Source organism: Orenia marismortui DSM 5156 (genome assembly GCF_000379025.1).
GTDB lineage: Bacteria > Bacillota > Halanaerobiia > Halobacteroidales > Halobacteroidaceae > Orenia > Orenia marismortui.
In genome coordinates this window covers 186,613-201,218 of record NZ_KB900619.1, presented here as the reverse complement: position 1 = coordinate 201,218, position 14,606 = coordinate 186,613, and the positions used below count along the sequence as shown (strand labels likewise).

General features: G+C 29.8%; 17 protein-coding genes. All 17 read left to right on the top strand.

Annotated features, from left to right (window positions below):
• Positions 1 to 280 precede the first annotated feature (280 nt).
• Entirely contained in the window at positions 281 to 1,231 is a 951-nt protein-coding gene (locus tag OREMA_RS0109235; protein WP_018248989.1) for an AAA family ATPase, read from the top strand.
• Positions 1,232 to 1,386: 155 nt separating this feature from the next.
• Entirely contained in the window at positions 1,387 to 1,986 is a 600-nt protein-coding gene (locus tag OREMA_RS0109230) for a GTPase (RefSeq protein WP_018248988.1), read from the top strand.
• Between the two features lie 9 nt (positions 1,987 to 1,995).
• A complete protein-coding gene (locus OREMA_RS0109225; protein WP_018248987.1) occupies positions 1,996 to 2,547 on the top strand; it encodes a hypothetical protein in 552 nt (183 codons plus the stop codon).
• Between the two features lie 362 nt (positions 2,548 to 2,909).
• Positions 2,910 to 3,119, top strand: a complete 210-nt coding sequence (locus OREMA_RS0109220) for a hypothetical protein (RefSeq protein WP_018248986.1) — start codon at positions 2,910 to 2,912, stop codon at positions 3,117 to 3,119.
• 73 nt (positions 3,120 to 3,192) lie between these two features.
• The gene (gene hfq / locus OREMA_RS0109215) at positions 3,193 to 3,423 is read left to right on the top strand and encodes an RNA chaperone Hfq (RefSeq protein WP_018248985.1); all 231 of its coding nucleotides are present in this window, start codon (positions 3,193 to 3,195) and stop codon (positions 3,421 to 3,423) included.
• Between the two features lie 294 nt (positions 3,424 to 3,717).
• Complete coding sequence (locus OREMA_RS0109210) at positions 3,718 to 4,410, top strand: outer membrane protein assembly factor BamB family protein (RefSeq protein WP_018248984.1); 693 nt, start codon at positions 3,718 to 3,720, stop codon at positions 4,408 to 4,410.
• A gap of 199 nt (positions 4,411 to 4,609) precedes the next feature.
• On the top strand, positions 4,610 to 5,626 hold the full coding sequence (locus OREMA_RS0109205; protein WP_018248983.1) for a type II secretion system minor pseudopilin: 1,017 nt from the start codon (positions 4,610 to 4,612) through the stop codon (positions 5,624 to 5,626).
• A gap of 23 nt (positions 5,627 to 5,649) precedes the next feature.
• The gene (locus OREMA_RS0109200; protein WP_018248982.1) at positions 5,650 to 6,207 is read left to right on the top strand and encodes a hypothetical protein; all 558 of its coding nucleotides are present in this window, start codon (positions 5,650 to 5,652) and stop codon (positions 6,205 to 6,207) included.
• Positions 6,208 to 6,221: 14 nt separating this feature from the next.
• Positions 6,222 to 7,733, top strand: coding sequence for a type II secretion system ATPase GspE (gspE, locus tag OREMA_RS0109195; RefSeq protein ID WP_018248981.1), 1,512 nt, complete (start codon positions 6,222 to 6,224; stop codon positions 7,731 to 7,733).
• 17 nt (positions 7,734 to 7,750) lie between these two features.
• Positions 7,751 to 8,956, top strand: coding sequence for a type II secretion system F family protein (locus OREMA_RS0109190; RefSeq protein WP_018248980.1), 1,206 nt, complete (start codon positions 7,751 to 7,753; stop codon positions 8,954 to 8,956).
• A gap of 133 nt (positions 8,957 to 9,089) precedes the next feature.
• Positions 9,090 to 9,512 (top strand): type II secretion system major pseudopilin GspG, encoded by a 423-nt coding sequence (gene gspG / locus OREMA_RS0109185; RefSeq protein WP_018248979.1) that lies wholly within the window; start codon positions 9,090 to 9,092, stop codon positions 9,510 to 9,512.
• Positions 9,490 to 9,942 carry a pilus assembly FimT family protein gene (locus OREMA_RS0109180; protein WP_018248978.1) on the top strand — a complete coding sequence of 151 codons (453 nt, stop codon included), beginning with the start codon at positions 9,490 to 9,492 and terminating at the stop codon, positions 9,940 to 9,942. Before gspG ends, OREMA_RS0109180 begins: the two co-directional genes overlap by 23 nt.
• 4 nt (positions 9,943 to 9,946) lie before the next feature.
• A complete protein-coding gene (locus OREMA_RS17560; protein WP_018248977.1) occupies positions 9,947 to 10,303 on the top strand; it encodes a type IV pilus modification PilV family protein in 357 nt (118 codons plus the stop codon).
• A gap of 10 nt (positions 10,304 to 10,313) precedes the next feature.
• Positions 10,314 to 10,868, top strand: a complete 555-nt coding sequence (locus OREMA_RS0109170) for a prepilin-type N-terminal cleavage/methylation domain-containing protein (RefSeq protein ID WP_018248976.1) — start codon at positions 10,314 to 10,316, stop codon at positions 10,866 to 10,868.
• Between the two features lie 18 nt (positions 10,869 to 10,886).
• Positions 10,887 to 12,179, top strand: a complete 1,293-nt coding sequence (locus tag OREMA_RS0109165; protein ID WP_018248975.1) for a hypothetical protein — start codon at positions 10,887 to 10,889, stop codon at positions 12,177 to 12,179.
• Complete coding sequence (locus OREMA_RS0109160; RefSeq protein WP_018248974.1) at positions 12,166 to 12,771, top strand: hypothetical protein; 606 nt, start codon at positions 12,166 to 12,168, stop codon at positions 12,769 to 12,771. Before OREMA_RS0109165 ends, OREMA_RS0109160 begins: the two co-directional genes overlap by 14 nt.
• On the top strand, positions 12,764 to 14,557 hold the full coding sequence (locus OREMA_RS0109155; protein ID WP_018248973.1) for a secretin and TonB N-terminal domain-containing protein: 1,794 nt from the start codon (positions 12,764 to 12,766) through the stop codon (positions 14,555 to 14,557). Before OREMA_RS0109160 ends, OREMA_RS0109155 begins: the two co-directional genes overlap by 8 nt.
• Positions 14,558 to 14,606 lie beyond the last annotated feature (49 nt).

Sequence of the window (14,606 nt, the reverse complement as noted above, 5' to 3'; positions counted from 1 at the left end):
TAAGAGAGAGGAATAATTCCTCTTTCTTATTTTTATATTGTATAGGTATAGCTTTTGTGTAAGTCTATATTTAAAAGTTAAAATCCTTTATATTTCACTTTAACTCTAATTCTAATAGGCATAAAGGAGTCACTAAGCTCGAAAAAGGGTTATGGAGTTAAGTTTATTTTGAACCATTACACAGGATTGGCTTAGAAAATTATTATTATTTCTGCTTTGAATTCTATTTTATTACTATCAAATCATATATTATATATAGAAGCTATTAGGAGGGATTGCAATGCCCTTAAATAATAGTTCCAAAAGAAGAGAAGTATTACGTAGATTAGAAATGGGAGAGATTTCTCTTATAAAAGCTTTTGAGCTAATAAAAGATGATAAATCTAATACTAAGGATAATCCAGTATCTAGGGAAGATAATAATCTGATAGATATGATAGTTGCAGAATTAGATAAAATGATTGGATTAAACAATATTAAAAAATTAGTCAAGCAATTAAGAGCTTTTGTGACTATACAAAAAGAACGACAGAGACAAGAATTAAAGTCTGATTCTTTAGTAATGCATATGATCTTTAAAGGTAATCCTGGAACTGGTAAGACGACAGTAGCTAGAATTTTAGCTAAGTTATTTAAAGAACTAGGGTTATTAGAAAAAGGACATTTAAAAGAGGTAGAAAGAGCAGATATGGTAGGAGAGTATATTGGACATACTGCTCAAAAAACAAGAAAGTTAGTTCAAAGTGCTTTAGGTGGGATTTTATTTATTGATGAGGCATATTCTTTGGCACGGGGTGGACATAGGGATTTTGGTAAAGAGGCTATTGATACTTTAGTTAAGCTTATGGAAGATAATAGAGAGAATTTGATAGTGATTTTGGCTGGTTATCCTCAAGAAATGGAATATTTTTTAGAAAGTAATCCAGGATTAAATTCTAGGTTTCCTATTAAAGTGAATTTTGAGGATTATTCTTTAGAAGAGTTAATTGAGATAGCTAAACTAATGGTTAAAGAGCGAGAATATAAATTATCTCAAAGATCAGAAGCTAAATTGTATAACATCTTAAGTAAGATAAGAAAGGAAGCTGGCCCTGAAGAAGGTAATGCTAGAACAGTGCGTAATTTGATAGAAAGGGCTATTAGGAATCAAGCTGTTAGGTTGGTTAAGCAAGAGAAGATTAGCAAGGTAGATTTAATGATGATTAATAGAGAAGATTTCAATGATAGTTAGTAACTATAGTTGATTTATATTTTAACTTTTTAACTGTAATAGGTTAATAAATTATCATATGATTTATAATAGCTAAGTATTTAAGTCTTGGATATTATGTAAGGCTGAAGATAAATTTTAATTATTACTTATAATTGTAGTTTTGGGGTGATAGTATGACATCAGCTTTGATAATAGGTCAACCTAATGTGGGGAAGACTTCTTTTTTGATAAATTTTGCTTATTATTTAGGGATAAGGAAGTTAAGATTTATGATTAGACAGCCAGCAGGATTTGTATCAACTAGAACTTATGAATTAGAGCAAGCTTATGATGAATTAACCTCTGATAAGCCCCATAAAACTAACAATATACAAAGTATACAGCTTAAATTACCTGTAGGTAAGCAGGATAAAGATATTAGATTAGTTGACAGTTGTGGGTTGGTGGATGAGATTCATCCCCAAGAATATATTAGGAAATCAATGGCTCAAACACTTAAGGAGTTAATGCTTAGTGAGATTGTATTGCATATAATTGATTTAAATCAACTAAGTTCAAATCAAAATTTAACCAGAATAGATCAAGAAATTTATGATTTTTTAAAGGATGAATCAGGGTATAAAATTTTAGCCAATAAATTAGACCTAGATATTGACAAATCAAATTTAGAGAAGTTAAGTAAGATAGTTGATAAAAGATTGCTTATACCAATTTCAGCAATCTATCAAGAGGGATTTGATAAGATAAAGTTATTTTTATTAGAGAATATCTAGGAGGATAAAATGGAGTTATTGAATGATATGTCTGTTGTTTTCTTGACTGGTATAGTAATTAAGTTAATGGATGATTATTTAGATCAAGAAATTGATCGTTTAAATGGGCGAACTACCTTAGCAATGAGATTAGATAGGGCTATTGTACCTTATTCATTAATTTTATTGACCTTTTCTATTTTGATCGATTACCAATTAACGATTTCACTGTTTTGGGCTAGTTATATTGTAGGAATGGGTATAGGTTCTGATGAATTGCCCACTGGTCTAAAGTCATATCAGGAAGTTATAATTATGTTGATTTTTGGTTTTTTAGTCTTAGATTCTAGGCTCTTTTTATTTTCTATATTGATAATCTCTTTTGTGCAATTAACTGATGATTATATTGATTATTATTTGGAAGAATATATAAATAGAGGTAACTTTATTAATTACTTAGGTAAGATAGGAACAGTACTTTTATCATTACTTACTTTAGTTGGGGCTTTGGTGATTGATTGGCAAAGGGGATTATTAGTAATTGCTATAGCTAATATTGTTGTTTGGATTTTGCATAGATGAGTTCTTTTTAGTTTTCGTCCTAAAGGGACGAGTGACTTTTAGCATTGCCCTAAAAGTCACCAAAAGGTCTAGAAAAAGTTAAAACTCACTACGCAATCAAGGTCTGTTGAGATTTACAAATATAGTACTGCTACTTCAAAAATTGTGCTACTGTTATATTTATTTGAGAATGTTTGCTTTGTTCAAACAATAATTTTTTCGTTTTAAAGATCTTGAAATATTTTACTTGTTCCTATGAGTCTGAAAACATGACTCTTAATTTAAATGATTATCAATTGTAAATAGATATAAAAGTGTGCATTATCTTTCCATCAAGATCTATTTAAATTTAATTATGAATCTCCTTTTTAGGAGGTGAGTTTTTGGAATTAAGGTATATAATTTTATTATTAATAATCTCATTAGTGATAGGTTATTTTTGGGGGAGGTATATTGGTAAAAAAGATGGAATTAAAAAAGCTAAAGCAGCAGCTCCTTTAATTCTAAGAAGAAAGAGTTTAGAGGAAGGAATTTGTATATTATGTAATGATGAGCTAGAGTATAAATCCATTAAGAAGGAAAAAAATATTTAATAAAGAATATATAAGTAGATAATGAAATGAGGCTTGGGGTTTATCTGATATGATATAAGGGGAGGAAATCTTAATGAAAAAACAGATTAATTTACAAGATACTTTCTTGAATGAAGTCAGAAAGAATAAAGTTAAAGTTACTGTGTTTTTGGTTAATGGTTTTCGGATAACAGGAATTGTAGAAGGTTTTGATAATTTCACTATTATAATTAAGAGTCAAGGCAAACAAGAGATGGTATATAAGCATGCAATTTCTACTATAGTCCCAGAGCAAGAGGTTAAGAGTTTGTTTAAAGGTGAGTAATTTTCTTATAAATATTTAAGGTTGGTAGCTAAAAGCTATCAACCTTTTTTTTAGGAAACTATGCTTTTTTAGAGATTGTGGATAACTTTTTTCTATAATAAAATTTTGAAACTTACCTTAATTAACCATAGATAGGTAAATATAATTAAAACATTGTAATTACTGTTACAAAATAATGAAAAAAATAAAAAATTTATTTTTTTTGTTGATATAAAGAAGGATTTTGGGCTTGAATCAAGAAATTAATGACCAGCTAGTCAGTTTATACAATTAGAAGAAGGGAAGGTAATTAAAGTGTTTAATAAGAAAATATTTATGATTATGTTGGTCTTGTCAGTTTTGATAATTTCTAATATTGGGGTCCAAGCTGAGAATATAGTTCAAAGAAATGGTTCTATATATTCAGTAGACAGAGATGGTGATGTAAGGTGGAGCTATACTTATAGTAAATATAATCAAGCTAAGAAATTAGCAGCAGATACAACTCCAGCTATAGATGATGAGATGATCTACTTTACTGATAATAAGTTCTTCTTATATGCAATTGATTCAACAGGTGATTTGAAGTGGCAATTTCCTATCTTCAAAAATGCAAAATTGACTTCACCTGCAGTAGCAAGTAATGGAACTATCTTTGTGGGTACTAGTGAAGGGGTCTTATATGCAGTAAAATCAGATAGTCAACTGGATTGGAAGTTTGAAGTTCCAGTAGAAGACAATGATGATAGAAGTCTAATTTTAGATGATGATGAAGATGAAAAATTAGCTTTAACGGATTTAGCAGTAGCTAAAGATGGAACTATTTACTTTGGTGTAGAGAATGGTTTCTTATATGCAGTAAATAGTGATGGAGAAGAGAAATGGAGCATTAAATTAGCTGATGCTGGAGAGTTAAATAGTCCAGTAGTAACTAAAGGGGGTCATATTTCTATTACAAGTAGAGCTGGTGACTCCTATTTAGTAGGAGCAGATGGTAAATTAAAATAACAATTAAATTTATAAGTATAATAAGACTAGCAGAAGATAAAAGGTAGCCCTAAATTTAGGGCTACCTTTTTACTTAGTATAGAATGAATTAATTTTAATACTTAAAAGGGAAAAGAGTAGTTGAGAGAGAATATAATATATGTAAATAAAATCTAATGGATGAAAATTTATCATCATTTATATAAATAAAGGAGTAAAGATGGAGAGTTTAAAAGAAAATTGTGATGGATATGCGTTGATAATTGTTTTATGGACTCTAGTAATCTTAAGTGTGATTTTTGTTAATCTATTTGATGAGGTTCAATTGAATAGTTTTTTGATTCGCAATAATTTAGATAAGAAAAAAATATATAATACTTCTCTTTCAGGGATTATTATGGGCATAGATAAGCTTAAAAGTGATAATACAGAATATGATATTCCAGAAGATGAATGGAATAAGAATTTAGAAGGTACAGAGGATCAGCTTGAATATAAAGTGGAGATTGAAGATATAGGTAGTAAATTGAATATTAATTATACTAAACAAGATATCTTATCTAAGTTAGATTGGTGGAATGAAGAAGTTGAGCAGCAGATAGAAGAAAAAATTGCTAAACAAGGATTTGTTATTAATCTTTTATTAATTAAAGATATCTTAGGGGAAGATTATTCTAAAGCTATAGATAGTTTAACTACATATGGATATTTTAATCTGAATTCTGATGATTTAAATAAATTAAGGAGATTATTAGAATTTTTGGAGTTGAATAGTGTTGAAAGAAATTTAATATATGGATATTTAAATAAGGAGAGGAGGGCAGGAAGAAGAATTAAAGAGATCAAACAGTTAGAGACTCTATATTTAAAAGGTTTAAGTGAAAGAACTTTAAATAGTATCAGGCCATATCTGGCAGTTAATTCAAATTTAAATATTAATTTTATTTCAGAAGATTTGTTAGAAGTAGTTTTAAAGGGTTTAAATATAAATCTTAGTTACAAAGAAAAGATAATTAAGTTACGTCAAAGAGAAGGTATAAAAGAGTTGTCTGAAATTAGTACATCTCAAAAAAATCTATTGAACTATTTTACAGTGTCATCTAAATTATTCTTAATTACAAGTAGAGTTTTTTCAAATGATGGAAAGCCTCTTAAAGAGATAAAGTGTATTGTAGAAAGAAATAAAGATGAAGATGATAACTGGAAAATAAAAATCTTAAAATGGGATGAAGAATAATTGCAAGCTTGGAGGTGAAGTTATTGCCATTAAGATTTATATCGTTATTAAAAATACTGTTATTAATCACTCTTGGAATCAGTATAATTTATTGTTGGCATCTTTATCAATTTTCCCAGATGAATAATCCAGTTATTGCTTCCCAAAATATAGATTTAGCTAAGTTAAGTAAGATATTAGAGCAGGATATAAAAATAAAAGAAGATAGTAAATTTAAGTATAAGCTTGATCTTAGAGGTAAAGAATGGGAGGATATAGCCGATAATAACTTTTTTAATATGAAGGAGATTATTGATAAAGATCTAGAAGCAGATAATTTAAAAGGAGATTTCCCCAACACCAACCTACCTACTTTCTTAGCAGAAAAAAAGAAGAATAAGATTGAGGAGCTTTTTTCTTTATCGGCTATATCTAAGCAAGATGGAAATAGTAGAGCTATTATAATAGATAAAAGTAATTCACAAAGTTATATCTTAAAAGAGGGAGCAGTGATTAAAGATTATTTAGTTAAAGAGATTAAAGAAGATCAGGTAATCTTGAGTTTTAAAGAAGCAGAGTTTAGATTGAATTTTTCTAACTAAACTGGAGGAATAAGATGGATTATAATTATTTTGAGAAAAAGATTAAAGTGGATTTGATTAAAGAATTCCCTAAAGAGGTTTTGCGTGAATATAGATTATTACCAATAAAAAAAGAAGGAAAGAAGATACTATTTATTAGTGATAATAGACCTTCTTTGGAGCTTATTGATGATTTAGAGGTTTATTCAAATTCTATAATTAATTTTAAATTAATCAAGGAAGAAATTATTGAAAGGCTAATTAATGAATACCTTGAAGCACCTTTAGATACTGTGGAAGGAATGTTAAATGATTTTGATTCTAATCAATTAGCTGATTATAGTGATCTCAATTTAGATTATAAAGTAGAGAGTTTAGAGGAGTTGGCTCAAGAGGCACCAATTATTAGATTAGTTAATACTATTATTACTACTGGTCTTAAGAAAGGAGCTAGTGATATCCATATTGAGCCTTTTGAAGACCAAGGCAAGATCAGATATAGAATCGATGGCTTTTTATATGAAGAACCTGCTCCACCAAAAAAGCTCTTTCCAGCAATAGTTACTAGAATTAAGATAATGTCTAATTTGAATATAGCAGAACGTAGGCTACCACAAGATGGAAGGGTTAGAATTAAGGTTCTGGGCAGAGAATTGGATATTAGAATTTCTATTATTCCAAACTTGTATGGAGAAAGTGTAGTCTTAAGGTTATTAGATAGAGCTGAAATGTTATTAGATATTAATAATATAGGATTTAGTAAAGGAGTTTTGGAAGATTATTTAGATCTGGTCAAGTACCCTCATGGAATTATCTTGGTAACAGGACCTACAGGAAGTGGTAAGACTACAACATTATATGCAACTTTGAATCATTTAAATTCTTCTGATAAAAAGATAATAACTATTGAAGATCCTGTAGAATATCAGTTAGATGGTATTAATCAGATTCAAGTTAAGCCTGAGATTGATTTTAGTTTTGCTAGTGGTTTAAGAGCTATATTACGCCATGATCCCGATATAATTATGATAGGAGAAATTCGTGATGTTGAAACTGCTAAAATAGCTATCCAATCTGCTTTGACAGGCCACTTAGTTTTAGCTACCTTACATACAAATGATGCTGTTGGAGCGATAACCCGTTTATTAGAGATGGGAGTAGAAGATTACCTTTTAGCTTCAGCTTTAAGAGGGGTGATAGGCCAAAGATTAATTAGAGTATTATGTCCAAAGTGTAAGGAAATTTATTATCCAGATTCTGAGGAGATAAGTTTTATTAACACTGAAGTAGAAGAAAAGATAGGAATTTATCATAATCAAGGTTGTAAAGAATGTAATCAGATTGGATTTAAAGGTAGGACAAGTATTTATGAATTATTAAAAATCGATCAAGAACTACAATCTTTAATCAGCCATCATAAAGGAACAAATATTATTAAAAAAGCCGCCCAGGAAAAAGGGATGGAGATGCTAGTTGAAGCTGGTTGGAAGAAGATAAAAGCTGGTATTACTACGATTGATGAAGTTTTAAGAGCGACTAAAAATTAATGATAGGAGGAATAAAGGTGGCTAAATTTGCTTATGAAGCCATCAACCCTGATACAGGTGATACAATAACAGGAAGTATTGAAGCTAAAAGTCAAGATGAGGCTTTGGAAAAGATAGAAGCTCAGAGTTTATCTCCTTTTAATTTGACAGAAGAGAAGGATAAACAGAGAAAAAAGAAATTTATTTTTACTAAAAGAGAAGAAAATCTAATCTTATTTACTCATCAATTAGCTAATTTATTAAAGGCAGGTATTCAATTAGGAGAAGCTTTAGAGATAGTTCATCGCTTATTAAAGCCTAGTGAATTAAAAAATATTATTAAAAATATTTATGATTCCATAAAAAGCGGAAAGAATTTTGCAGAATCTTTAGCTAATTACCCCAATTATTTCTCTTCCAGTTATATTAATATTATTAAGGCGGGGGAGGAAGGTGGATTTTTGGATTCTGCTTGTCAGAGATTAGCCAAAGATTTAGAAGATGATGCTCAACTAAAATCCTTTGTTATCTCTTGTTTGATTTATCCAGCCATATTATCGATAGTAGCTATTTTAGCTATTATAGTAATGATAACTTATGTTTTGCCGAAATTTTTAGTTATTTATGATAACTATGGGCAAACCTTACCTTTTACAACTGAGATATTATTAAAGATTAGCCAATTTCTTAGTAACTATTGGATAGTAATTGTGCTAGCTTTAATTACTATAGCTATAGTTAGCTGGAAATATTATAAGAGTAAAGAAGGTAAAGTAAAAGTAGATGGATATATATTAAGCCTACCTATAGTAAGTAATTTAATAGTTGGGATATCAGTAGCCAAGATAAGTAGAAGTATAGGAACTATGTTAGAAAGTGGGGTTCCTTTATTAAAAGCTTTGCAGCTTAGCCAGCATATTAGTAATAATATTATTCTAAGGCAAGCATTAGAAGAGGCTTCTTTGGAAGTGAAGAAGGGAAGAACTCTATCAGAAGCTTTAAACAAAAGAGAGATATTCCCTGAGATTTTAATCTATATGATAGGTGTGGGAGAGAAGACAGGAAGATTGGGAGCTATGCTATTAGAGGTAGCTAAAAATTTTGAAAGAGATAGCAAGAAGAACTTAGAGAAATTTATGAAAGCTTTTGAACCATTATTGATTTTATTTATGGGATTGATGATAGGTTTTATTATAATTTCTATATTGTTGCCGATCTTAGGCATTAGTAATCTTTCATTGTAAAAAAGGTGACAAGTGACAAGTGACAAGTGACAAGTGACAAGTGACAAGTGACAAGTGACAAGTGACAAGTGACAAGTGACAAGTGACAAGTGACAAGTGAGCGATAATAGTTATTAATAAGGAGGTAGATAAGATGTTCAGAACTTTAAATAAAGAGGATGGTTTTACATTAATTGAGATGATAATTGTAATAGTTATCATTGGTTTTTTGGCTACAATGGTAGGACCAAACTTATTTAATCGTGTTTCACAAGCAAAGCAGACATCTGCATATAACCAAATTGATGTATTTAAATTGGCGTTAGATAATTATAGAATTGATAATGGTAAATATCCTACAACAACAGAAGGACTTAAGGTTTTAGCTGAAGATCCAGGATCTTCTGATAGTTGGGCTGGACCATATGTAGATAAGATTCCTTTAGATCCATGGGGGAATGAATATAATTACCGCTTTCCAGGTAAAAACAATAGTCACAAGTATGATTTATGGTCCTATGGAGCTGATAATAAAGAAGGTGGAACTGGAGAGAATGAAGATATTACTAACTGGTAAGGAGAAGGGGTTTACCTTATTAGAGGTATTAATTAGTATAGTTTTAATTACTTTAATAATTGGAATAGTTTTACCGGCCTTTGATATCTTATTTGATTCAGTTACTGGTAAGACAACAGAACGTAAAGTTATTAATTTATTTGCTAAGATAAGAAATAAAGCTATAACTAGCAATAGTAAGCAAAGTATCTTAGTTGTTGATGATACTTTGATCTATCAAGGAGATAATGGAGAGAAAATTAAATTTAATAAAGCTATTAAAAGAATTACTGTAAATAATAAAAAAGAAGATAGCAGTGAAGGAAAAACGATCCGCTTCTTTCCAAATGGGACGAGTTCTGGAGCTAGTTTAAACTTTGTGATGAATAATGATAAAGAGTTTGAGTTAGTTATTGATAAAGTTACAGGAAGAACTGAAGTAGGGGAGTAAAATAGTGAATGATTATAAAGAAGGCTTTACTTTAATAGAAGTATTAATAGCGATGGTAATTTTGGGAGTTGGCTTCAGTATTTTGATTCAAGGATTTATGGAGGTTAATGATGGTTTAGAGACTAATAAGAATTATACCTATGTTTCTAGTTGGGCAGAGAATAAGTTAAAAGAGGTAGCTCTTGGAATCGATTTAAATAATCATGGTACTTTTCAATATCAAAGTTTAAATTATAGGTGGTCAACAGAAGAGAAAATTATTACTCAGAAGCTAAAGAAATTAATTTTAAGGGTTCAGTGGCAAGAAGATGATAAAAGTAAATCTTATTCATTAACTAGATACATCCTAGGAGAAGATTAGGGGAGATTGGATGAAGGAAGAAGGTTTTACTTTAATTGAGATTTTAATTGCTATCACAATAACAGGAATTATTTTGGGAAGTGTTTTTACTTCTTTAGATTTAGGTTTTTCAACATGGGAAAGAAGTGATACTAATAATAAATATGAACAAGAATGGAGAGTAGCAGCTTCTTTTCTAAGAAGGGATATTCATAAGCTGTTTATATCATCACTTTATCAGAAGAATAAGCTGCAAGGGAGTTATCAAAGTATATCAGGTATTCTTTTGGAGGATGGCTCTTTAAAAGAATTTGCTTATTTTTATGATTCGAATAATAATTCTTTAGTTAGAAAGCTAAAAAATCTAGAAACTGATGAAGTTATAGAAGAGATAGAGTTTTTTAAAACTTTAAATCTCAAGAGAGTAGAGTTTAACTTTTATGATGCTAAGGATCAGTTTTGGAAGGATAGCTGGTCTTATCAGGAAGAGGAGAGATTACCTATAGCTGTGAAATTGGAAGTTGAATTAGAGAAGGTTAATTTTGCTCCATTGATAGTGGAGATTTATTTGGGACAAGAATATTAACTGAGAAAGGTGTTAAAAATGGATCTATTTACTAAGCAGAGAAGTTATTTAGAAGTTGATGATAATTATATAAGGTTAGTTCAACTTGACAAAAATAATATTCTGTACCAAGATAGTTTTAAGTTTGAAGAGGAGCTTAAAGATATCGATTTAAAAGATTATTTAGACCAAGCCCGATATAAGATTAAAAAGATATCTTTAATTGTACCAGCCACTAAGTTATTTATTCGTAGGCTAGAATTACCGCTTACTGCTAAAGATAAATTAAAAGACATTATAAAGTTACAGGTCTTAAGAAAGCTTCCTTATAGAATAGAAGATTTATATTATAGTTATCAGATTTTGGATAAGAAGGATAAATTGCTTGTTTTGGTATTCACAGTTACTAAAGATTATATTAATATGGTCTATGAACTTTCTTCTAATTTAGGATTAATAATTGATAGTATTATTCCCTCAAGTTTGGTCTTTTATTATCTATATCAAACAGATAAGATTGATTTAAAGAATCAATTATACATTGATTTAAGCCCAAATTACATACATTATACTTTCTATAATCAAAATGACATCTACATTAGAAGTAGCCAAAATATTGAGGATTTGGCAGAAGAGACTGCTGATACTGTTATCTATTTAAAGCAGAAATATAATTTAGAAGATGATCCAAAGTTGTTTTTGAATGGGGAGAAGATTGATGCTAAGAAGGCAGTAACTTTAAACAGTTTTGAAGAAATAAGAGAAAAGAATCTATTTTGGAAGAAGATAAGAGTGGTGGAGAAGAACTTTGATGGAGTGGATATTTTAAGCCAAATTTCTTTAAAACAGAAAGAAAAGCAGAAGAAAGATTATAGTAGGTTATTTTATTTAATTATTTTAGTCTTATTAGTTAATGGGATAAGCTTATTTTTAGCATGGCAGCTTAAGATTAATAAACTGAATAATTTTGAAGTAAGTAATAAGCAGATTAGTCCTTTAGTAGAGAAGGTTCAGCAGGTTAAAATCGATTATCAGGTTAATAAAAAGAAAGTTAAGCTTTTAAAAGGGCAGCTTAGAAGAAATTATAGCTATCTACCTTGGTTAAAAGAGTTGAGTTTAATATTATCTGAAGATGTAAAGGTTGATAAAGTTATTTTTAAAGAAGAAAAATTAGTTCTATTAGCTGGAGAAGCCACCTCTGCTACCAAAGTTATGAGTTTATTAGAAGAATCAGATTATTTTAAGAACTTACACTTTGAAGGAAGTATTGTGAGTAAAGAGGATAGAGAAGAATTTAGAATTGCAGGTGATTTAGCAGATGCAATTAAATAAGAGAGAAAGAAGGATGCTGATTATAGCATTGATCATAATTGGAGGAGGATCATTATTAAAGTGGATTTTGATTCCAATTTGGAATGATTATCAAAGTATTGATACTAAGTTGAGTTTGGCAGAGAATAAGCTAAAAAAAGGAAGGTTTATCTTAAGGGATGCTGAGAAGTACAATAATAAGTTGAAATCAATTAAGGGTGAATTAGCTGCTTTAAATAAAACCTACTTTCATGGTCAAAAAGCTAAGATTAAATTGCAAGTATTAAAAATTATAGATCAATACTTAAAAGAGAGTAGCCTTAAGATTAAGGATAAGAGTGTAAATCTAGAGGATTTGACTAAGTATGATTTATCTTATAGTGATCTTAGTCCACAGGAAAAAGCTATTATTAAGGAATTATCTATGATTAATTATAAGCTAAAGTTAGAAGGAAGCTTAAAAAATTTGATTTTGTTTTTATCAAAATTAACAGAGAATGAGAAGTTGTTAGCGGTAGATTATTTAGATATAAATGCTGATTCAAGGGAGAGTCAATTGTCAATTGAATTGACAATTAAAGCGATTAATAGAGAAGGTGAAATTAATGAGTAGAGCTAGAGAGAGAGCAGTTAAGATTCAGTTTATTGTGGTCTTATTTTTGATTTTTACTTCCTTGGCAATAAATGCTGAGGATAAATTAGTTACTTTAACTGTTAGACAGGCTGATATTGAGGATGTTCTAGTGATGTTGACAGAGCAGAGTGGGATTAATATGGTTCCTGATAATACTGTCAAAGGAAAGGTTACTTTAAATTTAAATAATGTAAATTTAGAAGATGCTCTAAATATACTAACAGTTGCCTATGGATATAAATTTGAAAAGATTAAAGAGAATACTTTTTTAGTTAGTAAAAATTCTTTTAGCAAGTCTATGGTAGTTAAGGTTGTTGATAAACTATTAACCCTCCATGTAGTGGAGCGGGATATTAAGAGTATTCTAAATAAAATTGGAGAAGAAGCAGGAATAAATATAATTATGGAGGACTCTGTAAGAGGAAAATTTTCAATAGATTTAGATAAGGTTCCTCTAAAACATGGATTAAGGAATTTTTTAGAGGTAAATGGATTTTCTATAACTGAAGATAATGGTGTTTATAGGGTCTTTAAGCTTGATGGTAGAAATAAAAAAACCAATATGGCTATATCAGTCTTTGATGGAAAAGTATCTATTAATGTAGAACAGGCAGATATGGCAGAAGTATTGAGAACTATCGCTAAATTAGGTAAGATTAATATGGTTTTATTTGATGGAGTACGACAAAGGGTTGATTTAAAGTTAGATGAAATTCCAATAGAAGATGCGATTGAACTTATACTATCTGGAACTCGCTGTACTTATCGTAAGATAGATGGAATTTATTTGATTGGAGACAAGAATATTAATAGTCCAGCTGCGTCTTTGTTAACTACTACTGAGTTAATTCCTTTACAATACTTAGAAGCTGAACAGGTACCTAAGCTATTGACAAATAATTTTTCTGGTTCTAATATCAAAGTTTTAAAGGAACAGAATGCTATTATGGCTACAGGAACAGAAAGAGATCTTCTTAAACTAAAGGACTATATGGCTAAAATCGACAAGAAGATTCCTCAAATTGTAGTTGAAGCCTTGATTATAGATATATCTCATACCGCAGGTAAAAGCCCTAGGGCTGAATTAGGGATTAATTATGAGGATAAGGATGGGACAACCTTATTGGATAGTGTGAATGGGTTATTAAATTATAAATCTATTTTAACCTTGCCTGAGGATTTTAATTTAACCTTACAATCTCTTGTCAAACAAGGTCAGGTTACAGTAAAGGCTAAGCCTAATATTACTACTTTGAATGGACAAGAGGCTAAGATTAATGTAGAGACTGTTCAGTATTATGAAGTAGTTCGTAGAGATAATGATAATGATGAAGAGACTGTAGAGTATGAGAGTATTAATACAGGAGTTACCTTAGAAGTTACTCCTTGGGTTAGTAGTTCTGAAGAGATTACTTTAAAATTAAAGCCAACTGTCAGTAACCCTAGTACTAGAACCAGTGAAGAAGGACCACCAAATATTAACCGTAGGGATATCTCAACTACTGTCAGAGTTAAAAGTGGAGAGACGATTGTCTTAGGTGGATTGATTAGAAATGAAGGTATAAAGACTGAATCTAGAGTACCTATTTTGGGTAGTATTCCCTTACTGGGAAGGCTATTTAGAGATGAGTCTATAGATTATCAAGAGACTGAGATGGTTATTTATATTACTCCCCATGTTTTAGATGAAGAGAATTTAGATGTAGAGGGATATAAGCAAGAAATGTTAGATAAAGTAGATAAAGAGATGGATAGTGTGGAATAAAATAGTTAAGATTCCCTGGTTGAAATAGCTGGGGATTTTTTTATTTTTT